Origin of the sequence: Treponema phagedenis, from assembly GCF_008153345.1 — a bacterium.
Classification (GTDB): domain Bacteria; phylum Spirochaetota; class Spirochaetia; order Treponematales; family Treponemataceae; genus Treponema; species Treponema phagedenis.
This window is the reverse complement of the sequence record NZ_CP042818.1, coordinates 2,776,610-2,801,213: the sequence shown is the minus strand read 5'-3', so window position 1 is coordinate 2,801,213 and position 24,604 is coordinate 2,776,610. Positions and strand designations below refer to the sequence as shown.

Here is a 24,604-nt window from a genome sequence, read left to right as displayed (position 1 = left end):
TGATATCAGTCGAGTTTCGCTTTGCAATTTTGCTTGCGAAGCTCGAAATTTTATAATTACTCAAAACTTTTTAGGAGGCTATTATGAAGAGAGTAATGTGTATTCCGAATTATTCCGAAGGAAGAGATTTGGAAAAAATCGAAAAGATAGTAGAATGCTTTAGAGCAAAAGAAAATGTCAGACTTATCGATTATCAGCCCGATGCCGATCACAACCGCGTTGTTGTTGAAGTAATCGGAGAGCCGAGTGCTGTTGTAAAAGCGGTTATAGAATCGGTAAAGGTTGCCGCTCAAGTTATAGACATGAGCACGCATCAAGGAGCACATCCGCGAATGGGCGCCGTTGATGTTATTCCGTTTATTCCGGTTACCGAAACCACCACTGCGGAATGCGTTGAATACGCAAAAGAGGTCGGTAAAGCAATCGGCGATATGGGAATTCCGGTGTATTTGTATGAAGATGCGGCGACAAAACCCGAGCGGACAAATCTTGCTAGCATCAGAAAAGGGCAGTACGAGGGCTTTTTTGACAAAATTAAAGACTCTGAATGGAAGCCTGATTTCGGCCCCGCAGAAATGAATGCAAAATCGGGTGTTACCGCAGTAGGTGCGCGCTTCCATCTTGTGGCGTTTAATGTCAATTTGAATACGCCCAACTTGGAAGTAGCGGATAAAATAGCCAAAAAGGTGCGCTTTATCGGCGGCGGGCTCAGGTTTGTAAAAGCAATCGGACTTGAGTTAAAAGAAAAAAATCAAGTGCAAGTGTCGATGAATCTGGTAAACTTTGAAAAAACTGCGATATATCAAGCACTTGAAATGGTAAAATCCGAAGCACGGCGGTACGGCGTAAGCGTAGCAAATACCGAACTTATCGGGCTCCTCCCCTTACAGGCTCTAATAGATTCCGCCGCATATTATATGCAAATTGAGGATTTAAAAGCCGAGCAGGTTTTGGAAACATTATTGATTGGGGAATAATATGGAATTTAAAACGGATATCCAAATAGCGGAAGAAGCAAAACTTGAGCCCATAGCGGATGTTGCCGCAAAAATCGGAATCTCAAGCGATGAATTGGAAAACTACGGAAAATACAAGGCGAAGATTTCTTGGGAGGCCTTGGATCGGCTTGAAAGCAAAAAAGACGGAAAGCTTATTTTGGTAACGGCAATAAGTCCCACTCCTGCCGGAGAGGGCAAGTCAACCGTTTCGATTGGGCTTACACAAGGATTTAACAAAATAGGAAAAAAATCCGCCGTGGCACTTCGAGAGCCTTCGTTGGGGCCTGTATTCGGCGTTAAAGGCGGCGCTGCCGGCGGCGGATATGCGCAAGTAGTTCCGATGGAAGATATAAACCTCCATTTTACCGGAGATATTCATGCAATAACCGCTGCAAACAATTTAATATCGGCAATGATAGATAACCACATTCATCAGGGGAATGCGCTTAATATCGACACAAGGGAAGTTGTCTGGAAACGTGTTCTTGACATGAATGACCGCTCTCTCAGAAATATCGTTATATCGCTGGGCGCAAAGGCTGACGGCGTTCCGCGTGAAGACCATTTTATGATTACCGTTGCATCTGAAATTATGGCGGTTTTATGCTTGTCAAAAACGCTTACCGACCTGAAAGAGCGGGTAGGAAAAATTATTGTTGCGTATGCAAAAGACGGTTCTGCGGTGAAGGTTTCCGATTTAAAAGCGGAAGGTGCGGTTGCCATGCTTTTAAAAGATGCGCTAAAACCGAACATTGTTCAAACGCTTGAAAACACGCCGGCGTTTATTCACGGCGGCCCCTTTGCAAATATTGCGCATGGGTGCAACTCTATTCTTGCCACAAAACTTGCACTTAAAACAAGCGATTATGCGATAACCGAGGCGGGCTTCGGTGCGGATTTAGGTGCTGAAAAATTCATGGATATTAAGTGCAGAATGTCGGGGCTTTCTCCGGATGCAATTGTTATTGTGGCAACAATAAAAGCGCTTAAAATGCACGGCGGAGTTCCGAAAACCGAGCTCAAAGCTGAAAATATTGCGGCATTGGAAAAAGGCTTTGCCAATTTAAAACGCCATGTTGAGAACGTGCATAAATTCGGCGTGCCGGCAATTGTTGCAATAAATAAATTTGCAAATGACTCGGATGCTGAAATTGCAAAACTGAAAGAGCTTTGTAAACAGCTTAACGTGAGAATTTCATTGTGCGAGTGCTGGGAAAAAGGCGGCGCAGGTGCCGAAGATTTGGCGCAACAACTTGTGGAGCTGATTGACGAAGGCAAAAAGGATTTTAAATATCTTTACGATGTAAACGATTCTATCGAAACAAAGGTAAATACAATCGTAAAAGAAATCTATCGGGGAAAGGGCGCGGTATTTACCAAAGCCGCAAAAGGTCAAGTGAAAAAGCTGGAAGCGCTCGGACTTGATAAAATGCCTATCTGCGTGGCAAAAACCCAATTCTCATTTACCGATGATGCGTCGGTAATGGGCGCACCTGAAGATTTCACAATAGAAATTACCGATGTGCGGGTTTCAAACGGTGCGGGCTTTATCGTGGTGCAAACCTCAAATATCATGGTTATGCCGGGCTTGCCGAAAATTCCCGCCGCTGAAAACATGGACATTGATAACAACGGCCGAGTCAGCGGATTGTTCTAAGAGGAGTATCCCGAGCGGACTTGTCCGGTCTGCTTGGGGTATTTGTTGGGTTTTGCCTCTAAACGTGCCGGTGTAGTATTTTGTAATTAAGTTGCTGTTATGCTAATCGGAGCGTTGCCCATAACGGTTTGGCAAATGCAGCATTCGTATGGTACCCGCTACTGATGGCGACGGCTTCCATGCAGAAGCGATGTTTTAAAAGCACACTCGTCTTTCAAGTGCTTTTAAAACTCGCAGGCGGTATTGCGATACGGATGCCAAAATAACACCGTTGCGCCGTGTCGGGCTCTTTTTTATACAATTTTTTACAAGAGGCAAAACATCACGTAATAACTGTGTTTTTATACGGCAGGGTAAAAACACCTGTCGTATAAAAATTTTTTATAGGAGAAATATGTTAAAAGATTTAACAGTAGTAGAATTTGTAAATGAGACCGCATCAAATTCGCCGGCTCCCGGCGGCGGCTCAATTGCGGCGCTTAATGCCTCTGTTGCGGCGGGGCTTCTTACCATGGTTGCAAATCTTACCGTGGGCAAGAAAAAATACCTCGATGTTTCCGAAAGAATGGAAGAGATTGCAAAAGTTTGCGGTAAATATAAAGATACCTTTGTGGACGGCATTGACAAGGATGCAAACTCTTTTAACGGCGTTATGGATGCGATGAAGCTTCCGAAAGAAACCGAGTCTGAACAAAAAGTCAGGTCGGCAAAAATTCAGGAAGGTTATAAGGAAGCAATTGCCGTCCCGCTTTCTTTGGGAACAGAGGTTACGGCGTTATATCCTTATGCAAAAGAGCTTGCGGAAACCGGAAACGCCAATGCGATAACCGATGTTGCCGTTGCTCTTATCAATATAAAGGCTGCGGTTGAAGGCGCATTTTTAAACGTACGCATTAATCTCAATTCATTAAAAGACGAGGCATATAAAGCTGAGCTCAATAAAAAAATGGATGAGGTGCAAGCACTGGTGAAAAAAAATGATGCCGAAATTATGGAGATTGTAAAGACAAAACTCTGATGAAGTATTTGTTGGTCGATCTAGGTTCAACATACACAAAATTACATATAGTAGATACTGAAAAAAATGCAGTAACGGCTGCGGCATCCGCATACACAACTGTTGAAACGGATGTCGCCGTCGGTTTTAATGTAGCTTTTCAAAAGTTGAAAGATGCCGGCGCTGCGGATTATGACAGGATTTTGGGCTGCTCTTCCGCATCCGGCGGATTAAAAATCGTTGTGATAGGCTTTTCAAAAAGCTTGACAACGGAAGCTGCACGGCTTGCCTCCCTGAGTGCGGGCGGGCGGATTTTAAAAATATACTCGTATGAATTAAGCGATGAGGATGTAGCAGAGATAGAAAAATCCGGAGCGGACATTATTGTGTTAAGCGGCGGAACCGAAAACGGTAACAAGCAAAACATCATAGTAAATGCAGAAAAATTGTCCGCCGCAAATTTACAAAACGCAACGCTTCTTGTTGCCGGCAACACCGCCGCAAATCCGAAAATCAAAGCGATATTTGAGCAGTCCCCCATCGTTCCCGTGTTTACTGAAAACGTTATGCCCGCAACCAATGTGGTCAACTATAAACCCTTGCGGGAAACAATCGGGAATATTTTTATAAACACAATTGCGTTTGCAAAAGGCATTCACGAACTTTCAAAAAATTTTGAAATCCTTTTACCGACTCCGGTTGCGGTGCAAAAGGCGGTTGCCGCAGTTAAAAAAGTGAAGGGAGCCGAAGTAATGGCGGTTGACATTGGCGGAGCCACAACGGATGTTCATTCGGTTGCAAAATCCTTTCACGGCGAAGAAAACATTCTTTCCCCGCTTTTTGAAGACCCGTACGAAAAAAGAACCATTGAAGGAGACATGGGCATGCGCTATTCCGCCTGCGCCCTCTATGAATCGGTCGGCGAAGAAGCTTTTCGGAAATTCGGCATAGAAAACGCAAAAGAAAAAACGGATTTTCGCTTTCGCAACACCGCCTATATTCCGGAAACTTTCGATGAATATGAGTTTGACCAAATTATGGCGCATATTGCCGCAAAAGAAGCTTTAAAACGCCATGTAGGCACTGTAAAAAAAGTACCCACATCAACCCGCACCATGTTTCAGCAAAACGGAAAAGACCTTCGCTTTGTAAAATACTTTATCGGAACCGGCGGCGTTTTAATACACAGCAAAGCTCCCGAGCGCATACTCTGCGCAATACATCAAATGGAAGAAAACTACCTCGCACCGAAAAACTGCACATTCCTGCTCGACAAATCCTACCTACTCGCTTCCGCCGGACTTATCGCAACAGTTGATGAACAGGCGGCGTGCAAACTTTTGGAAAAATATCTGGAGAAGGTATAAGGTATTTCTCCTTTTGTGGCACATGTCTGTGATTCCTCACAGCAGCGATGTTTTAACGCAAGTCTGCTTACAAAGCTTTAAAACTCTTACAAGGTATCGAGGAATGCCCAAAATTTAAAAATTCCTCTGTTCTAATTGCAAGCTATTATTTGATGTACTATAATCAACCTATCTCACACAATTAGGAAGTAAAATAATGAACATATTAATTAAAAACGGAACAATCGTAACCGATTCAGAAGTTAAAAAGGCGGATGTTTTTATTGAGGGCGAAGTTATTGCAGGGATTGGCGACTTTGCGCATAAGGAAAAGACTTGTGAGGCAGTGTATGATGCGGCGGGGTTGTATGTGATGCCGGGGCTTATTGATCCGCACACGCATATGGAACTGAAGCAATCCGAAACGTACACCTCTGTAGATGATTTTTATACAGGGACGATTGCCGCCGCATGCGGAGGAACTACGATGATTATAGACCATATTGCCTTTGGGCCTCAGGGGTGTAATCTTCATTATTCTTTAAACAATTATAAAGAGCTTGGGAAAAAGTCCGTTGTTGATTATTCTTTCCATGGTGTTATTCAACACGTTGATGATTCTATATTGGAAGAATTATATGATATCGTGAAAAACGAAGGCATTGCGTCTTTTAAAGCATACTCAACCTATGGATACGCAATGAATGAGGTTGATTTTTATAAGATTATTGAGGTTATGAAAAAAGCGGGCGGGCTTCTCACCATTCATTGCGAAAATGATAAGATAACCAATTATTTAAGAAATAAATTTGTCAGCGAGAACAAAATCTCCCCTATTTATCATGCGTATTCAAGACCAAATGAAGCAGAGGCGGAGTCTGTTGATGAGCTTTTAAATTTAGCAAAATTGATAGGAGACGGGCCGATATACATTGTTCATACTTCTGCCCATGAATCGGTTGAAAGAATTAGATTGGGAAGGGCTCTCGGACAAAAAAATCTTTATGCTGAAACATGTACCCAATATTTAACGCTGACGGAGGAAAAGTATTTTGAAGACGGAGATGAGGAGGGGATGAAATACCTTATGGCGCCTCCGCTGAGAAAAAAAGCTGATAGAGAATCGTTATGGAACGCTCTTGAAGATAAAACATTGCAAGTTGTGGCGACAGACCATTGCCCGTTCAATTTAAAAAGAGATAAACTTCCTCATATAAAAAATTTTACCGCTTCACCGGGAGGCGCACCGGGCGTTGAAGAAAGACCTATGGTTGTTTTTTCCGAAGGAGTTATGAAGGGAAGAATGAGTTTAAACAGGTTTGTTGAGGTAATGAGTACAAATGCCGCAAAAATTTTCGGAATGTATCCTAAGAAAGGCGCATTAAAAGTCGGTTCCGATGCCGACATCACAATAATAGATCCCAATAGGAAAAAAACCATCTCCGTTAAAACACAACACTCTGTTTGCGATTATAATACGTATGAAGGTTTTGAAAGTAAGTGCAGCATTGCAATGGTTTTTTTAAGAGGCAAACTTGTTGCGCAGTATGGAAAATTTTTAGGCAAGAAAGGGGATGGAGCATTTGTCTTTAGAAAACGCGAACAAGCATACGCTGCGGTGCGATAGGTTTAAGAAAATTCAGGTTTTTCTTACTTGTAAATAAGAGTAAAAATAGTGCAAAATGCAATAAAAAATTCTTAAAAATTGTTGACTTGGGTAATTTTTTATTATACAATAATGAGGAGGCAGGTATCATAGAGAGGGACGAAAAAGAAAGAATTCTTGAGCAATACATTTCTATTGCGCAGTTTATTTCGGTTGTTGCGGGACCAAATTGCGAAGTGGTTTTGCGGGATTATCACAAGGGATATAGCAAAATAATTTTTATGGTAAACGGAAGACTTTCAAACAGAAAAGTAGGTGATGAGATAACGGGATATACGCTTGAGAAAATAATGCGAAGCGATTATCGGAAACATGATTGTGTTTTAAATTATATCATCATCAATGAGTCTAACCAGCGGGTGTTTAGAGCATCTACATACTATATAAAACAGGGCGGAGAGCTTATAGGCTTGCTTTGCGTAAATTATGACCTGACAAAGTATTTGGAGTTTAGAGACTTTTACACCAATGAAGTGCTTTACGGGCTTGAAGAAAATCTTGCCGGTTCAAAAGATTATTTTGACGAATCAATGGACTCAATCCTTGAAGGAATAATAAGAAATGTATTTGTGCATTGGGATAGAAATATTCCTGTTAAGAATATAGAATCGGAAGGCAATCCTATACGGGAGCTTTATAAATTAAATGTATTTAAATATAAGGGCTCGGTTAATAAGGTTGCGGAACTTTTGGATATATCCGCCCAAACAATTTACAGATATCTTGGCGAAATTGAAAAATCGATACAAGAATAAAACAATTAAAACAATTGTGGAGGTTTAACATGGATTTTAAAGAGTTGATCGGAAGCTTGGACAAGTTGGATTTTAAAGGACTGTACAATGAGAACTTTTTTCTGACTTGGGATAAAACCGATGACGAGTTGAAAGCGGTATTTGCCGTTGCGGATGCTATCAGAAAGCTGCGCGAAAATAACAAGTCTGCAAAAATATTTGATTCCGGACTTGGGATTTCGATTTTCAGAGATAATTCAACCAGAACAAGATTCTCTTTTGCATCGGCGTGTAATCTTTTAGGGCTTGAAGTACAGGATTTGGACGAAAAGAAATCTCAAATTGCACACGGCGAAACATTGCTTGAAACCGCAAATATGGTTTCATTTATGGCGGATGTTATCGGTATCAGGGATGATATGTATATCGGAAAGGGACACACATATCAAAAAGAATTTGCCGACAGCGTAAAGCTTGGATATGAAGAAGGCATTCTTGAGCAAAAGCCCACCGTGATATCTTTACAATGCGATATAGACCATCCGACACAAATGATGGCTGACACACTCCACTTTGCACATTATTTTAACGGGTTTGAAAACCTGAAAGGCAAAAAAATTGCGCTTACATGGGCATATTCACCGTCATACGGTAAACCCTTATCGGTGCCTCAAGGTGGCATAGGGCTTTGGACAAGACTCGGCATGGATGTTGTCCTTGCACATCCGGAAGGATATAACGTAATGGAAGATGTAGTCGGTGTTGCAAAAAACAATGTTAAAAAATACGGCGGTTCATTTACAATATCAAACTCTATGGAAGAAGCATTTAAAGATGCCGATATTGTATATCCTAAATCGTGGGCGCCTTTTGCGGCAATGGAAGAAAGAACAGAGCTCTATGGCAGGGGCGACTTTGACGGAATAGATAAACTTGAGCAAAGACTTCTTAAGCAAAACGCAACGCATAAAGATTGGACAGTTACCGAAGAACTTATGAAGCTGACAAAAAACGGGAACGCTCTTTATGGACACCCGCTCCCTGCCGATATTACCGGCGTTTCCTGTGAAGCGGGAGAAGTTGATAAAAAAGTTTTTGATAAATACAGAAAAGAGCTGTACACCGAAGCAAGCTTTAAACCGTATATAATCGCAGCAATGATTTTCCTACAAAAAATACAAAATCCCAAAGCAAAATTGGAAGAGCTTTGGAATAAAGATACGGCAAGAATTAATGATAAGTAATTCAATAAGGAGATAGAAATGGCAAACATGGATTTTGAAAAAATTAAAGCAAAAGCGGCTGAATATCACGAAGATATGATTAAATTCTTAAGAGATTTGGTACAGCTTAAGGGTGAATCATGTGAAGAAGGTGAAAAAGCAAAAAGAATCCAACAGGAAATGGATAAGGTCGGATTTGATAAAACATGGATTGACAAGCAGGGCAATGTGCTTGGAGAAATGGGAACCGGTAAGACGATAATCGCATTTGACGGACATATTGACACGGTAGGCATCGGAAACAGGGATAACTGGAAGTTTGATCCGTATGAAGGTTATGAAGACGAACATACAATAGGCGGCAGAGGAACAAGCGATCAGCTTGGCGGCCCTGTTGCATCGGTATATGCTGCAAAAATTATGAAAGACTTGGGACTTTTAAATGATAAGTTCAAAGTTTTGGTAACAGGTACTGTGCAAGAAGAAGACTGCGACGGAAACTGCTGGCTTTATATGATTGAACAGGAAGGTATAAAGCCCGAGTTTGTTGTTTCCACCGAACCGACTGACGGCGGTATCTACCGGGGACAGCGCGGCAGAATGGAAATTCGCGTAGAAGTAAGCGGAGTCAGCTGCCATGGATCCGCTCCCGAACGCGGAGACAACGCTATTTATAAAATGGCTGAAATCTTAAAAGAGGTTGAAGCCTTAAACGAGAATCCGGCGGATGACAGTGTTGAAATCAAAGGCCTTGTAAAGATGCTTGATAAAAAATATAACCCCGAATATGAAGAAGCAAATTTCCTTGGAAGAGGAACAGTAACAACCTCTGAAATCTTCTTTACATCTCCGTCGCGGTGTGCGGTAGCCGATTCTTGTGCTATATCTCTTGATAGAAGAATGACCGCCGGAGAAACTTGGGAAAGCTGCATTAAGGAAATTGAAGACTTGCCCGCCTGTAAAAAACACAATGCAAAGGTTACCATGTATAAGTATGCGCGTCCGTCTTGGAAAGGACTTTCGTATGAACAAGAGTGCTATTTTCCGACGTGGGTAATTCCTAAAGACCATAAAGTAACAGTCGCTTTGGAAAAAGCATACAAAGCACTTTATGGGGATAAGAGAATTTCTCCTCCGATAAAAAAAGAAGAAGAGAAGAGATTTTCGCGGCCTCTTGTAGACAAGTGGACGTTCTCGACAAACGGCGTAGCAATTATGGGGCGGCACAAAATTCCGACAATCGGATTTGGACCGGGAGCGGAAGATCAGGCTCATGCGCCGAACGAAATAACATTTAAGCAAGATTTAATCACTTGTGCCGCAGTGTATGCCGCACTGCCGACAATGTATATCGAAGGTTAAACATTATGAGCTATCTCTATGATAGCTCATTGTTTACATATCGAACATGTAAGAAGAACATGTTACACAAAACTTTTAACCGATAAAAATAACGGAAAGGAATAACTATGGAAAAAATATTACTGGCTTCTATGAGAAAAGACCCCCGGGATGTTGATATACGTTTTATAAATGATACGGTAGCTAAGCGCGTAATAAATTTTCATAAGAGCTTTCCTCAATATGAAAAAACACCTCTTGTAGAACTTGCGCATTTATCAAATTATTTGGGAATTAAAAACATCTTTGTAAAAGATGAATCATATCGATTCGGCCTTAATGCGTTTAAAGTACTTGGCGGATCATTTGCGATCGGGAGTTATATTGCGGACAGACTTGGTATGAGTGTGGAAGACCTTCCTTATGAACGAATGATCTCAAAAGAAATAAAAGAAAAATTAGGAGAAATTACTTTTGCAACGGCAACTGACGGCAATCACGGCAGAGGTGTTGCATGGACTGCAAACCAATTAAAGCAAAAATCAAAAGTTTTTATGCCTAAGGGAACCGCCCGTGAAAGGCTTGATAATATACGGGCTGAAAATGCCGATGCCGATATCTACGAATACAACTATGATGAATGTGTTCGCCTTGCAGATGAGTATGCTAAAACACACAACGGCATATTAGTGCAGGATACATCATGGGAAGGATACGAAGATATTCCCCGATATATCATGCAAGGATATATGACAATGGCATATGAAGCATATAATGAACTGAAAGAAAAGGGCTCGCTTCCTACGCATATTTTTTTGCAAGCAGGTGTAGGCTCGCTTGCGTCCGCAGTTACCGGCTTTTTTGCGAATGTAATGAAAGATGCCATCCCCACAATCGTTATTGTTGAACCGCATAAAGCGGCATGTCTGTATCAAACCGCTAAGGCGGATGACGGCAAACTCCATCCTGTTACGGGAGATATGGATTCAATAATGGCAGGGCTTAACTGCGGAGAACCGGTAACCGTCGGCTGGCCGATACTTAAAAAATATGCACACAGTTTCTTATCGGTTGATGATTGTTTTGCCGCACACGGAATGAGACTGCTGGGTAATCCTCTTAAAAATGATAAGAAAATAATTTCTGGAGAATCCGGTGCGGTTACGGCAGGGGTTGTATCAAAGCTTATGACGGATGATAGTCTTAAAAATATAAAAGAAAAAATAGGACTTGACTCTTCATCGATTGTACTTTGTTTTTCAACAGAAGGAGATACCGACAAGGACAACTATTTAAAGACTGTTTGGGACGGTAAAGATTCAAGTTTGTAATTCATAAACAGGGAGGTATCTATGAGCGATACAATGTATGGCGTTGGCTTTAAAAACATACTCAAACACATATTTACTGAATATGAAAAGAAACAAACAATATATAATGTTAAAGGTATATTTAAAAAAAACAATGATAAGGTTTTAAAAATATTCGGTTCTGACTTGGAATCGCCTCTTGGCGTTGCGGCAGGGCCGCATACCCAGCTTGCACATAATATTGCAGCCGATTATGTCGGCGGAGCAAGATTTATAGAATTAAAAACAGTGCAATATCTTTATGGAGAAGAACTGGGAATACAAAGACCTTGTATACGTGCCGATGATGAAGCGTATAATATTGAATGGTCAAGTGAATTCAGAGCCGATATTGCGCGAGATGAATATGTACGTGCATGGTTTGTATGTAAAGTTTTGGCAAAAGAATTAGACTTAGGTTCGCCTGAAGGATTTATCTTTAATATGTCGGTAGGGTATAATCTTGAAGGCATAAAACATCCTCTGATTGATGAGTTTATTGAAACTTTAAAAGACGCGCGTAATACAAAAGTATATAAACAATGCAAGGAAGATTTAATCGAACTATTGCCGATGTTTAAAAAAGTTGACAGAGAATTTATAGAATCTATAAGCCCGAATATATGCAACTCTCTCACCCTTTCTACAATGCACGGAACTCCGCCTGAAGAAATAGAAAAAATAGTAAAATACATACTCACCGAAAAAAAACTTCATACGTATATTAAATGTAATCCGACGCTCTTAGGCTATGAGTATGTAAGAAAAGTTTTAGATGAGATGGGATATGATTATATACAATTCGGTCGTCATCAATTTGATATCGATTTACAATTTGACGATGCGGTAGTAATGATAAAAAATCTTCAGAACTTAGCAAAAAATTTAAATTTGGAATTTGGCGTAAAGCTTACAAATACATTCCAAGTTGCAATAAATAACCGAGAGCTCCCGGGCAGCGATATGTATATGTCTGGGAAAGCACTGTATCCTTTATCAATTGCAACAGCTGCAAAACTTTCAAAAGCCTTTGACGGAAAACTTCCGATAAGCTTTTCGGGCGGAGCGGATAAAAATAATATTAAAGAATTATTTGATGCGGGCATATTTCCGGTAACCGTATGCACTGTTCTTTTGAAGCCGGCAGGGCTTGATAACCTAAAACAACTTGCTGATAAGTTGGAAGAGGTTGAATACAAGAAAAACAAAATAACAGACACCGAAAAAATCGAAGCATTAAGAAAAGACTCGCTTAAAAATAAAAACTATATAAAGAGTGAAAAAGAAAGAAAAAAATATGATTTACATAAGAGCTTTGAAGGAATTAAAGATGATTCATACGAATGCAGAGTTCTTTGTAAAAACTGTATAAGGGTGTGTCCGAATAGAGCAAACGAAGAATTGGTTTTAGATGATAAAAAAATAATAGTCCATATCGATTCTGTTTGTAATGAATGCGGAAATTGTCAGTTTTATTGCATTGAGCCTGCGCGCCCTTATAAAGACAGAATAACAATTTTTAATACGCTTGATGATTTTCATAATTCTGAAAATCCGGGGTTTTATAAAAAGCAAGGAGAATTTTATTATCGGCTAAACGGAGATGAGGGGGTTGGCGAACTGCCGAAAGAACTTAAAAATATATATAGTAAAATTGCGGAAGACATGCCGTACTATATAGAATGAAAACAACAGTCGGAAAATTGATTGTTTTTTGAAGCCGCTGGTTTTTAATTTAACGGTTTTATTGATTGCAGGGTTTTCCGGTAACGTGATTCGTTTTTCATACTCTTTATAAAAAAGAGATCGACACGGCGCAACGGGTTTGTTTTGCCGTCCATGGCAAAACAAACCCTGCGAGTTTTAAAGCCTTACAAACACTTTTGCTTTAAAACATCGCTGCTGTCTGGAACCACGGGCATCCGTGCCCGTTACCATCGGAATGCTGAAGCCGTTATTGCATAAGATTGAGGAGATTGATAAAACAGTTTTTGAGCCGTTGCTGCCTTGAACCACGGGCATCCGTGCCCGTTACCGTCGGAATGCTGAAGCCGTTACTACATAAGATGGGGGAGATTGATAAAACAGTTTTTGAGCTGCTGGTGACGGCTGAATTTTTTTACCGGATATATTAAAAAAACAGTTTACGTAAAAAGCAAGCTGTGTTACACTGTATACTATATTCACACTATAGCGATAAAATATAAAAAGAATAAATGCCGCTTACTTTAACAGTGAGGGCGGGGTTTATTATGTTTAACATCATCTTTAAAAATGAATAGTGATTTAATTTAAAAGATGACTGTTAAATAATGAGTATTCACAATTTATCACGGCGTTGAAAGCTGAAGATTTTTGTTTTTTAACATCGGTTTTCAATAAATTAAATTTCGATCAGATAGATTTGAGTTTTCAGTCTGATTTTGGAGTATGCATGATAATAACAAATGGCAAAGTCATAACAAATGACAAGAATTCAACATTCTACGATAACGGCGCTGTTTATATAAAAGACAATATAATTGTCGATGTCGGAAATTCCGATGAAATTAAAAAACACTACAAGACAGAAACTATTCTTGATGCAAAGGGAGGAATTATTCTTCCCGGTTTTATTTGCACTCACAGTCATATCTATTCCGCCTATGCAAGAGGCATATCCGTAACCAAACCTACCGATAATTTTTTCAATGTGCTTGAAAATTTATGGTGGTCATTGGACAGCAAACTTAAGGAAAAAGATGTTGAGCTCAATGCGCTTACCACGTATATCGATTCTATTATGAACGGGGTTACCACCGTAATTGACCACCATTCGGGGCCTCAGTCTTTAGACGGCTCTTTATTTATCATTGCGGAGGCGGCAAAAAAACTCGGCATAAGAACTTCCCTTTGTTATGAAGTAACCGACAGATATGGTGATGATGTACGGGATAGGGCAATTAAAGAAAACATAGCTTTTATCAAGGCTGCTCAAAAAAATGAAAGCGATATGATTAAAGGGCTTTTCGGGCTTCACGCATCTTTTACCGTGTCGGATGAAACTCTTTATAAAGTAAGAGAAGCAATGGAAGGAGTTTATGACGGGTATCATATCCACGTGGCTGAAGGGCTTGAGGATGAACTCTTATGCTTAAAAAAATACAAAAAAAGAATTGTCAACAGGCTTTTTGATTTTGATATTTTAGGCGAGCGAACTATTGCGGCTCACTGTGTGCATATTAATGCGGGTGAGATGGATATATTAAAAAAAACAAATACCAATGTGGTACACAATCCCGAGTCAAACATGAATAATGCGGTGGGAACAACCAATGTGTTAAAGCTTTTGGAAAAAGGTATTGTAGTCGGCCTTGGCACTGATGCATATACAAATGATATGTATGAGTCCATGAAGGTTGCAAAAATCCTGATGAGCCATGAAGCTTCCGATCCGACTGTTGGCTTTGCGGAAACAAAACAAATGCAATTCACAAATAATCCTATTATACTTTCCAAATACTTTAATAAAAATCTCGGAGTTATCGAAAAAGGTGCTTACGCCGATATTGCGGTTGCAGAGTATAACCCTCCAACTCCGATGCATAAAGATAACTGGTTCGGTCATCTGGTTTTCGGGCTAAGCGGAAAACAAACCATACACACGGTTATAAACGGAAAAATTGTAATGAAAGATAGAGAAGTGCTTGGAATTGATGTAGATAAAATAATGAGCGAATCAAGAATTCGTGCTGCTGAAATTTGGAAGGAGATGTGATAGGCGGTGCGCACTGACGCTAACAGCCGATAAGTTGCTATTTTGCAACGGTTCCTAAGCAAAATATCAACCTGCGTTAGGGATTGGAGGAGCGTTGGACAAGTTTTTCAAAACTTGTTCGACGGTACCGTGCTCATAATTCCCGCGGAAAAATACTGCCAGCCCCGGAAAGCCCGGCGGTTTGTAAGTGTTAATCTCCGCAGCCGAAACTGTGCCGGATGTGCGAAAAAGTTCAAACCGCAACGCCCGACACGGAATGAAAAAATTAACTCAAAGACGGAAGCGTTTGATGTTCTTTGGTGATTATTAAAAGATGCGGAAAAATTGTATTTCCTGTGTTCCGCAAATGATGACGGCATCCGGCGATGAAAGGATGGCGTGTGTTTTAGTAAGGCTTAAAAACGTTGCAAAGATTCCGCTGCATGGCGATTGATGGAGCGTTATGAGCATATAAAACAAACAGGGTGGCGATTGCCGTGCTTGTAAGCGGCTGTCGATTTGCTTTTGTTTGTAAACAAACTATTGAAAAAGTCTAGGTAGCGACTGGACTTTTATGGGAGAAAACTATGGAAAAAGACACAAAAGGGTTGTTGTTCCAATTAGAAGGAAAACCGAGTCTTAATGAAACTATGCCGATGGCATTTCAGCACGTTGTAGCAATGATAGTAGGCTGCATCACTCCTGCGCTTTTGGTAGGTGGAGTGGCGGGAGCCAATCTGTCACAAGACAATTTGGTGTTGCTTATACAAATGTCATTGGTGATAGCGGGTTTATCAACACTGGTGCAGCTTTTCCCGATAGGGAAAAAAATCGGTTCAAGCTTACCGGTAATACTGGGAGTCAGTTTTGCGTATGTTCCCACAATGCAATCGGTTGCTTCTACATACAGCAAGAATCCTGCATTCGGTTCCGAGAAGGCAATAGGTGTAATAGTAGGAGCGATGATTGTCGGCGGTGCTTGTGCATTGCTTTTCGGTATGTTCGTAAAGTATTTAAAGCCTTTGTTCCCGCCGCTGGTAACGGGAACCGTTGTATTTACAATCGGCCTTTCATTGTATCCGATAGCCATCAGATATATTGGCGGCGGTAATGCTATGGCAAAAGACTTTGCAAATCCGAAAAATTTATTTGTAGGATTTTTAACTTTAGCAATTGTAACCGCTTTAAATCATTTTGGAAAAGGATTTATCAAACTTTCTTCAATATTGATTTCAATAATAATCGGATATCTTGTTTCGATACCGCTTGGATTGGTAAATTTTTCCAAGATAGCAAGTTCAAGTATAATTATTAATCAAAATCCCATACTTCATTTTGCACCGCAATTTGAAACATCGGTAATTATATCTTTTGTAATTTTATTTATTGTAAACTCTGTTCAGGCAATCGGGGATTTTACAGCAACTACCGTAGGAGGGCTTGACAGAGAGCCGACGGAAAAAGAATTAAGCGGTGGAATTATTGCTTACGGTATTACCAATATGCTTGGATCTCTTATAGGCGGATTGCCGACCGCAACGTTCAGTCAGAATGTCGGTATAGTTGGCACGACCAAGGTTGTTAACAGAAGAGTGTTTGCCCAAGCGGCGATTATTATTTTAATAGCAGGATTAATTCCGAAGTTCGGTGCGCTGCTTACGACAATACCTACACCGGTTCTTGGCGGAGCGACAATTCCCGTATTCTCTTCAATTACCATGACGGGTATCAAGCTTATTGCGAAAGAACCGTTAAGTTTTAGAAATACAAGCATAATCGGACTCTCGGTTGCTATCGGTATGGGAGTTACGGCTGTGCCGCAACTCTTTAATGTTGAAGTTTACGGGCCTACGGCTTTAATGGTGAAGACGGCAATAGGTTCATCTCCGGTAGTTCTTGCGACTCTATGTGCAATAATTTTAAATGTTATAATTCCGAAAAAAGCGGAAGACATCGCAAAATAATATGAGAAGATGCGGCAGTCGATAGCGCAATACCGACTGCTGTATCTTTTGAGCAATAATAAGAACCGATTGAGGAGGTGGTATAGTGTACGAGTTAAACATTAACGGCTTAAATTACAAGACGGACAAAGATAAAAAACTTATTCGTTTTTTACGAGATGATTTACGGCTCACTTCGGTAAAAGACGGATGCAGTGAAGGTGCTTGCGGTACTTGTACTGTTTTAATTGACGGAAAGCCGACAAAGGCGTGCATTCCTACTGTAGCGAAGAGTGTCGGGAAAACTATAATCACCGTAGAAGGTTTGAGTGATTGGGAAAAGGAAGTATATGCTCATAGCTTTAGTATTGCGGGAGCCGTTCAATGCGGATTTTGTATTCCGGGAATGGTTATAGCTGCAAAAGCACTGAATGATACAAATGATAATCCTACAGAAGAAGAAATACGCCACGCAATCCGTAACAATATATGCAGATGTACCGGATATGTTAAAATTATTGAGGCGATACAACTGTCTTCGGATATATTACATAACAGAAAGTCAATTGAAAAAGAAGATGAAAAAACAGGTGTCGGAACAAACACTATTAAGATAGACTCTTATGATAAGGTTTTGGGAACGGGAATGTATACCGATGATCTTTACCTTGAGAACATGGCATACGGAAGACTGCTGAAATCAAAATATCCGCGGGCGAAAGTCTTAAGCATCAATACCGAAAAAGCGGAAGCACTTGAAGGTGTTATCGGTGTTCTTACGGCAAAAGATGTGCCCCATAATAAAATCGGACATATTATTCAGGACTGGGACGTATTTATCGCTGAAGGAGACTTTACAAGATATGTCGGAGATGATCTTGCGCTTGTGGTTGCCGAAGATGATGAGACGGCTCTTAAAGGCTTAAGCTTAATTGAGGTTGAGTATGAAGTTCATACACCGGTCAGCACAATCAAACAGGCACTTAGTGAAGATGCTCCGAAACTGCACGAAAAAGGAAATATGTGCGCGGAAAAACATGTTGCGAGAGGAGATGCCGCAAAAGCATTGGAAAACTCTAAATACATTGTAACGGATAAATTTACCACACCGTTTACCGAACATGCTTTTCTCGAACCGGAATGTTCGGTGGCATTTCCATACAATAACGGAGTGAAAGTATACTCTTCCGATCAAAGTGTTTACGATACAAGAAAAGAAATCGCTATAATGTTCGGGTGGGAGCCTGAGAGGATTGTTGTTGAAAACATGCTTGTGGGCGGCGGCTTTGGCGGCAAAGAAGATATGTCCGTTCAACCGCATGCGGCTCTTGCAGCGGATAAATTCAAGCGGCCGGTAAAGGTTAAACTTACACGGCAGGAAAGCATTAACACGCATCCGAAACGGCACCCGATGGAAGCGGAGTTTACAATCGGCTGTGATGAAAACGGAATATTGCAGGGAATGAAAGCCGATATCTATTTTGATACGGGTGCCTATGCTTCGCTTTGCGGGCCGGTTTTGGAACGAGCGTGTACGCATGCGGTAGGTCCGTACAACTATCAAAACACGGAAATTAACGGATACGGACTCTATACAAATAATCCTCCTGCGGGTGCCTTTAGAGGATTCGGAGTTTGTCAAAGTTGTTTTGCCATTGAAAGTTTATTAAACATACTTGCGGAAAAAGTAGGAATAAGCCCGTGGGAAATCCGATACAGAAATGCAATAAGACCGGGGCAGGTGTTGCCGAACGGTCAAATAACAGACCCCTCAACGTCTCTTGTTGAAACCTTGCTTGCGGTAAAAGAGGTATACGAAAAAAATAAAGACAGAGCGGGAATTGCCTGCGCTATGAAAAATGCCGGAGTAGGAGTCGGGCTGCCGGATAAAGGACGGTGTAAGCTTGTGGTAAAAGATAAAACGGTAGAAATATATTCAGGCGCAACGGATATCGGACAGGGAATAGCAACCGTTCTTGTGCAAATAGCCTGTGAAACACTTGGGCTTAAAAAACATGAGGTAAAGTTTATGGTTGTTAATTCAAAAGACTCTCCCGATTCTGGAACAACCTCAGGTTCAAGGCACACTCTTATTACCGGAGAAGCTTGCAGAGGTGCTGCCGCTCTTCTTTTAGAAGACCTCAAAAATTCAAGCTTGGAAGAGCTTGAGGGTAAAGAATATTTTTATGAATATTTTGATCCGACGGATCCGCTCGGCTCGCCTAAAGAAAATCCTAAATCTCACTTAGCCTATGGGTATGCAACACAGGTGGTAATACTTGATGATGGCGGAAAGGTGGCAGACGTATATGCCGCCCACGGGATCGGACGGGCGATTAATAAAAAAGCGCTTGAAGGGCAAATTGAAGGCGGAGTAGTGATGGGGCTCGGCTATGCGCTAACGGAAGACTTTCCGCTGGAAAATAGCGTTCCGAAAGTTAAGTACGGAACCTTAGGGCTTTTAAAAGCAACAAACAGTCCCAAGGTTCATTCAATAATCGTGGAGAAAGAGGGAATAAAAGAAGCGTACGGTGCAATAGGAGTAGGGGAAATTACAACCATTCCGACAGCTCCGGCGGCGGCAGGCGCATACTATGCCTTTGATAAAAAATTCAGAACAAATTTACCGTTAAAAGAAACGGCGTATAAGAAATAATAAATTAAAAACTTCCTATGAAAAAATGCATAGGAAGTTTTTATCAGGGCATGAACCTCTAGTGTAACGTTTTGTAATTACGTTGCTGTTAGTAATCGAAGTACGAGCAATGATAGCTTGCAAATTCAGCATTCCTATGGTAAATTGCTCACCGTTGCGCCGTGTCGATCTCTTTTTATAAAATTGTCTTGATTTTTGTAAGATGTATAAAAAACGGATCGAGTTATAAAAAAACGGTACACGAGGTGTAATAAGAGTTTGAGTTTTTAATCATACTAAAAAACTTGTCCATATTTGATTGGGCAGTAATGAGAAGGTGAGAATTCTATGATAGAAACATTTGTTTTTGCAAGGGAGTTGTTTTTAAAAACTACACCCTTTGTAATTGCAACGATTATAGATAAGAAGGGATCATCTCCAAGAGAGGTTGGAGCATCTATGATTGTAACACAAAACGGTTTGGCACAAGGAACAATCGGAGGCGGAGCTATAGAAAATGAAGCTATTAAAAAAGCAAAATCTCTCATAGAAGAAAATTCCTCGTCGATAGAAGAATATATTTTAACCGACAATACGGCCGCTTCAATCGGTATGGTATGCGGCGGTTCAAATAAAATATTTTTAAAATATATTGATACAAAAAATAAAATTTATTTGGAAATATTTAATCGGCTAATTGAAAATTATAAAGAAAAAGAAACCAAACTGATTTTTGATTTAGAACGCTTAAACATATTTGCGAATATTGACGGAGAAATTTTTCCGAATGAAACTATTTCCGGAAATTCTTTTCAGCTTTTAGTGAAAGATTCAATAAAAGTATTTGTTTTTGGAGGAGGGCATGTTTCAAAAGCATTTGTTAAGATTTTAGATTTCCTAAAATTAAACAGCGTTGTGGTAGAAGAGCGAGCTGAATTTTTAGAAGAGAAAGATTTTCCAAACTCTAAAAGAATTTTGATTGGCTATGAAGATATTGATACCGTCAATATAACTTCTGATGATTATGTCTGTATTATTACAAGAGGACATACATCGGATAGCATAGTCTTAGAAAAAGTTCTTGAAAAAAATCCTCAATATATTGGTGTAATTGGAAGCAAGCGGAAGGTGGCGCTTATGTTTAAAAACATTTCAGATAAGTACTCTAAAACAATGCTTGATAAAATTCATTCTCCGATAGGACTTGATATAGGTGCACAAACGCCCGAAGAAATTGCAATCAGTATTGCCGCTGAAATTATCGGCGAGTATAGAGCTGCTCCGCTCCGATGATTCCGCAATGTTTTTTATGGAAGGTAAATAATGAAAGTAATACAGACAAAAGATGCGGTGGGAAAAATTTTATTTCACGATCTCACTCAAATCATTCCTGGTAAAAGCAAGAGCGCAAGATTCAAAAGGGGACATGTTATAAAAGAAGAAGATATAGAAGTGCTTTTATCAATGGGCAAAGAGCATGTCTATGTTTATGAGCTTGATGATACGCACTACCATGAGGAAGATGCTGCAAGAATTCTTGCAGGGATTTGCGCGGGAGAAAACATTAGACTATCGGATGTATCTGAAGGAAGAATAAATTTAATTTCAGAAATTGACGGGCTTCTTAAAGTTAATGTTAAACTTTTACATACAATTAATTCAATGCCCGATGTTATGATTGCAACTAAGTATAATGATTCTGTAATTAAAGAAGGAGATGTGTTGGCAGGGACGCGGGCTATTCCGCTTATTATAAAAAAGGAAAAAATTAAAAACTGCCTCGATAGTGCGCAAGGTGAACACATACTCAAAGTTTTACCGTATAAAAAACAAAGGGTTGGAATTATTACAACCGGTTCTGAAGTATTCAGCGGGAAAATTAAAGACGGATTTAAAGAGGTGCTTACTGAAAAATTGCTTCCTTTTGATTTTGAAATTATACATCACAGTTATTCTAAAGATGATATAGACAGTATTCTAACTGAAATACGCGCAGCAGATAAAAAAAACTGCGATTTAATTTTATGCACGGGAGGAATGAGTGTAGACCCCGATGATTTAACTCCCGGTGCAATAAAAGCTTATGCCGATCATGTGGTTTCGTATGGGACGCCGGTACTTCCGGGGGCAATGTTTTTAGTTGCGCATAAAAATCGGACTGCAGTTTTGGGCTTGCCCGGCTCTATTATATTTAATAAAAAAACTGTCTTTGATTTAATTTTGCCAAAGATTGCGGCAGGAGAAATAATTACCAAAGAATATTTGATTTCTTTAGGGCATGGAGGATTACTGTGAATACACTGACTCATTTTGATGAAAGGGGCAATGCACGAATGGTTGATATTTCGAATAAAAGCGTTACCAAAAGAAAAGCTGTTGCGTGCGGAAAAATTACGATGAATAACAATGTCTTTGAGAAAATAAAAAATAAAGAAATTGAAAAAGGCGATGTACTGACTGTTGCGCAAGTTGCGGGAATAATGGCTGCAAAAAAAACTTCCGATTTAATTCCAATGACGCATCCTATCAATACTGAAAAACTGGCGTTGAGTTTTGAGTTGGATGAAACTGAGCATTCCGTTATTGCCGTATGCGAAGCGGAGATTTATGCAAAGACAGGTATTGAAATTGAAGTTATAACAGGAGTGTCAATTGCTCTTATAACCATTTACGATATGGTAAAAGCGCTCGATCGTTCAATGGTAATATCCGATATAAAGCTAGTTCACAAATCAGGCGGCAAAAGCGGTGAGTATAATAGAACTTAAAGATTCCTTTAACAGAAAAATAGACTATATAAGAGTTTCACTTACAAAGAATTGTAATCTGAGATGTAAATACTGTATGCCCGAATGCGGAGTGTATAAAGAAAGTTTGCTTAAAATAAAAGATTATGAAAAAGTATTATTAGCGCTTAGCGAGGTTGGGATAAAAAAAATAAAAATTACGGGAGGGGAACCGCTGGTAAGAAAGGATACAATGGATTTAGTAAAATCTTTAAAAGAGAGTAAAAAATTTACAAAGATAACACTTACAACCAACGGACTTTTAATTGATAAATATATTGATGAAATTATTAATTATATGGACGGCGTTAACATATCCATTGATTCTCTAAACGATAGTATGTATAAATACATAACTGGAGGAGAGCTTCAAAACTTAAAAGAAAATATTAGGCTGCTTTTAAAACGAGGGTATAAAAATATAAAGCTTAATACGGTACTCATCAGGGGATTTAATGATAAAGAAATTTTAAATCTTATTACGTTTGCGGAAGATAATAATCTAATTTTACGATTTATTGAACTTATGCCTATGGGAAACGGAAAGGCGTATAATAAATTTTCAAGAGAAGAAATTGACTGCGTTGTATCCAAGGTTTATAAAAATAAAAAAAGATATAACGGAAAACTCGGCAATGGGCCTGCAGAATATTTTACCTATGATAACTTGAAAATAAAAATAGGTTTTATAGATGCGCTTGGACATTCGTTTTGCAAAAACTGTAACAGAATACGATTAGACAGCGACGGCAAAATTGTATTTTGCTTATGTTATGATACCGGATTTAGTACGCTTGATTATATTGACGGAAGCATAACGAAAGATGAATTTCTAAAAAGGGTTACGCAGGAAATACTGCTAAAACCGATGGAAAATATATTTAACAAAAAAAGCGAAAGTTCATATAGCATGAATGAATTAGGAGGTTAAATGGGAACACTGATTTCAATTAATATAAGTCCGAAACGACAAACCGTTAAAAAAGAAGTTACAGAGGCAAATCTCATAGAAAATTTCGGAATAGAAAATGATGCACACGGAGGAAACTGGCATAGACAGGTGAGTCTTTTATCGTATGAAAGTTTTTTACAATTTAAGGATACGATAAAAATACCAATGGAACATGGAATCTTTGGAGAAAACTTACTCATATCGGGAATAGATTTTTCAAAAATAAAAATAGGCGATAGGATTATTATTTCCAATGCGGAGTTGGAAGTAACGCAAATCGGTAAGGATTGCCATAAAGGCTGTGAGATTAAAGATATCGTAGGAAGATGTATAATGCCCGAAGAAGGTGTTTTTTCAAAAGTTATACAGGGCGGCGCAATAAAAAAAGGTGATGCGGTATGTTTAAAGTCCATATTATAACCGTGAGCGATAGCAGCTACTATGAAAATAAAAAAGATTTAACCGGCCCTGCATTAAGAGATTTTCTTACTGAGCATTCTTTTGAAGTTTGCGGTTATGATATTGTACCGGATGAAATTAATCCCATTTCAAATTTACTAATTGAAATTTCCGATTCTCAAAAGGTAAATTTAGTTATCACAAACGGTGGTACCGGTTTTAATAAAAGAGATGTTACTCCGGAAGCGACACTTAAAATTGCAGACAAAATTGTACCCGGTTTTGGAGAAGAGATGAGGAGGCGGTCATTGGAAATAACTCCCTTCGGAATTTTATCGCGGGCAGTATCCGTGATTAGAAATCACACCTTAATACTTAATGTACCGGGCAGTCCGAAAGCTGCGGTTGAAAACTTAGGGTTTATTATCACTGCAATTCCTCATGCGTTAAAAATACTGACCAATGAAAAAAATGATTGCGCAAAGGTTGATGATAGCAGATGAAAAATAAGTTTAATCATTATATCAAAATAACACTGGTTAATGAGAATAAATTTTTCGGCCCCGGCGTGTATGATTTATTAACCTTAATAAAAAAAGAAGGCGCAATAAAAACAGCAGCACAAAAAATGGGGCTGTCCTATTCCAAGGCATTAAAGATGATAGGGAATATGGAAAAAGAACTTGGTTCAAAAATAGTTGATAGAAAATCAGGAGGTATAACCGGAGGAGAAAGTACACTTACAGAATATGCGGAACAGTTTTTAGAAAATTATAAAAAGTTTGAAGAAGAGGTAAAATCTTATTCGGAAAAAATTTTTAACAAATATTTTTAGGAGACAA

20 protein-coding genes are annotated in these 24,604 nt (G+C 39.5%); all 20 read left to right on the top strand.

Annotated elements, in window-relative coordinates:
• Window positions 1-83: 83 nt before the first annotated feature.
• The 20 genes from ftcD (at window position 84) to FUT79_RS12215 (ending at window position 24,597) form a co-directional block, all read left to right on the top strand.
• The gene (ftcD, locus tag FUT79_RS12310; protein WP_002699307.1) at window positions 84-977 is read left to right on the top strand and encodes a glutamate formimidoyltransferase; all 894 of its coding nucleotides are present in this window, start codon (window positions 84-86) and stop codon (window positions 975-977) included.
• 1 nt (window position 978) lies between these two features.
• Entirely contained in the window at window positions 979-2,655 is a 1,677-nt protein-coding gene (locus FUT79_RS12305; RefSeq protein ID WP_024753166.1) for a formate--tetrahydrofolate ligase, read from the top strand.
• 394 nt (window positions 2,656-3,049) lie between these two features.
• Window positions 3,050-3,673, top strand: a complete 624-nt coding sequence (locus FUT79_RS12300; RefSeq protein ID WP_002699312.1) for a cyclodeaminase/cyclohydrolase family protein — start codon at window positions 3,050-3,052, stop codon at window positions 3,671-3,673.
• Window positions 3,673-5,019, top strand: coding sequence for a glutamate mutase L (locus FUT79_RS12295; RefSeq protein WP_148879168.1), 1,347 nt, complete (start codon window positions 3,673-3,675; stop codon window positions 5,017-5,019). Before FUT79_RS12300 ends, FUT79_RS12295 begins: the two co-directional genes overlap by 1 nt.
• 196 nt (window positions 5,020-5,215) lie before the next feature.
• Window positions 5,216-6,625 (top strand): dihydropyrimidinase, encoded by a 1,410-nt coding sequence (gene hydA / locus FUT79_RS12290; protein WP_024753167.1) that lies wholly within the window; start codon window positions 5,216-5,218, stop codon window positions 6,623-6,625.
• An 86-nt stretch (window positions 6,626-6,711) separates the two neighbouring features.
• Window positions 6,712-7,419 carry a helix-turn-helix transcriptional regulator gene (locus tag FUT79_RS12285; protein WP_244951096.1) on the top strand — a complete coding sequence of 236 codons (708 nt, stop codon included), beginning with the start codon at window positions 6,712-6,714 and terminating at the stop codon, window positions 7,417-7,419.
• Window positions 7,420-7,448: 29 nt separating this feature from the next.
• Entirely contained in the window at window positions 7,449-8,642 is a 1,194-nt protein-coding gene (gene ygeW, locus FUT79_RS12280) for a knotted carbamoyltransferase YgeW (RefSeq protein WP_002699320.1), read from the top strand.
• An 18-nt stretch (window positions 8,643-8,660) separates the two neighbouring features.
• Window positions 8,661-9,983 carry a YgeY family selenium metabolism-linked hydrolase gene (locus tag FUT79_RS12275; protein ID WP_002699321.1) on the top strand — a complete coding sequence of 441 codons (1,323 nt, stop codon included), beginning with the start codon at window positions 8,661-8,663 and terminating at the stop codon, window positions 9,981-9,983.
• 107 nt (window positions 9,984-10,090) lie between these two features.
• The gene (dpaL, locus tag FUT79_RS12270; RefSeq protein WP_024753169.1) at window positions 10,091-11,293 is read left to right on the top strand and encodes a diaminopropionate ammonia-lyase; all 1,203 of its coding nucleotides are present in this window, start codon (window positions 10,091-10,093) and stop codon (window positions 11,291-11,293) included.
• Between the two features lie 21 nt (window positions 11,294-11,314).
• Complete coding sequence (locus FUT79_RS12265; protein ID WP_148879167.1) at window positions 11,315-12,997, top strand: selenate reductase; 1,683 nt, start codon at window positions 11,315-11,317, stop codon at window positions 12,995-12,997.
• 748 nt (window positions 12,998-13,745) lie between these two features.
• On the top strand, window positions 13,746-15,068 hold the full coding sequence (ssnA, locus tag FUT79_RS12260) for a putative aminohydrolase SsnA (RefSeq protein WP_024753171.1): 1,323 nt from the start codon (window positions 13,746-13,748) through the stop codon (window positions 15,066-15,068).
• A gap of 566 nt (window positions 15,069-15,634) precedes the next feature.
• Window positions 15,635-17,011: a uracil-xanthine permease family protein gene (locus FUT79_RS12255; RefSeq protein ID WP_024753173.1), complete on the top strand. Its 1,377-nt coding sequence runs from the start codon at window positions 15,635-15,637 to the stop codon at window positions 17,009-17,011.
• A gap of 85 nt (window positions 17,012-17,096) precedes the next feature.
• Complete coding sequence (gene xdh, locus FUT79_RS12250; protein ID WP_081718799.1) at window positions 17,097-19,646, top strand: selenium-dependent xanthine dehydrogenase; 2,550 nt, start codon at window positions 17,097-17,099, stop codon at window positions 19,644-19,646.
• Between the two features lie 327 nt (window positions 19,647-19,973).
• Complete coding sequence (locus tag FUT79_RS12245; protein ID WP_024753175.1) at window positions 19,974-20,918, top strand: XdhC family protein; 945 nt, start codon at window positions 19,974-19,976, stop codon at window positions 20,916-20,918.
• A 30-nt stretch (window positions 20,919-20,948) separates the two neighbouring features.
• Window positions 20,949-21,920 carry a molybdopterin-binding protein gene (locus FUT79_RS12240; RefSeq protein ID WP_002699337.1) on the top strand — a complete coding sequence of 324 codons (972 nt, stop codon included), beginning with the start codon at window positions 20,949-20,951 and terminating at the stop codon, window positions 21,918-21,920.
• The gene (gene moaC, locus FUT79_RS12235) at window positions 21,917-22,393 is read left to right on the top strand and encodes a cyclic pyranopterin monophosphate synthase MoaC (RefSeq protein ID WP_024753176.1); all 477 of its coding nucleotides are present in this window, start codon (window positions 21,917-21,919) and stop codon (window positions 22,391-22,393) included. Before FUT79_RS12240 ends, moaC begins: the two co-directional genes overlap by 4 nt.
• The gene (gene moaA / locus FUT79_RS12230; RefSeq protein ID WP_024753177.1) at window positions 22,374-23,342 is read left to right on the top strand and encodes a GTP 3',8-cyclase MoaA; all 969 of its coding nucleotides are present in this window, start codon (window positions 22,374-22,376) and stop codon (window positions 23,340-23,342) included. The genes moaC and moaA overlap by 20 nt, the downstream gene beginning before the upstream one ends.
• Window positions 23,343-23,783, top strand: a complete 441-nt coding sequence (locus tag FUT79_RS12225; RefSeq protein WP_002699340.1) for an MOSC domain-containing protein — start codon at window positions 23,343-23,345, stop codon at window positions 23,781-23,783.
• Window positions 23,762-24,265 (top strand): MogA/MoaB family molybdenum cofactor biosynthesis protein, encoded by a 504-nt coding sequence (locus FUT79_RS12220; RefSeq protein WP_024753178.1) that lies wholly within the window; start codon window positions 23,762-23,764, stop codon window positions 24,263-24,265. Before FUT79_RS12225 ends, FUT79_RS12220 begins: the two co-directional genes overlap by 22 nt.
• Complete coding sequence (locus FUT79_RS12215; protein WP_002699342.1) at window positions 24,262-24,597, top strand: winged helix-turn-helix domain-containing protein; 336 nt, start codon at window positions 24,262-24,264, stop codon at window positions 24,595-24,597. Before FUT79_RS12220 ends, FUT79_RS12215 begins: the two co-directional genes overlap by 4 nt.
• The last annotated feature ends 7 nt before the right edge of the window (window positions 24,598-24,604 follow it).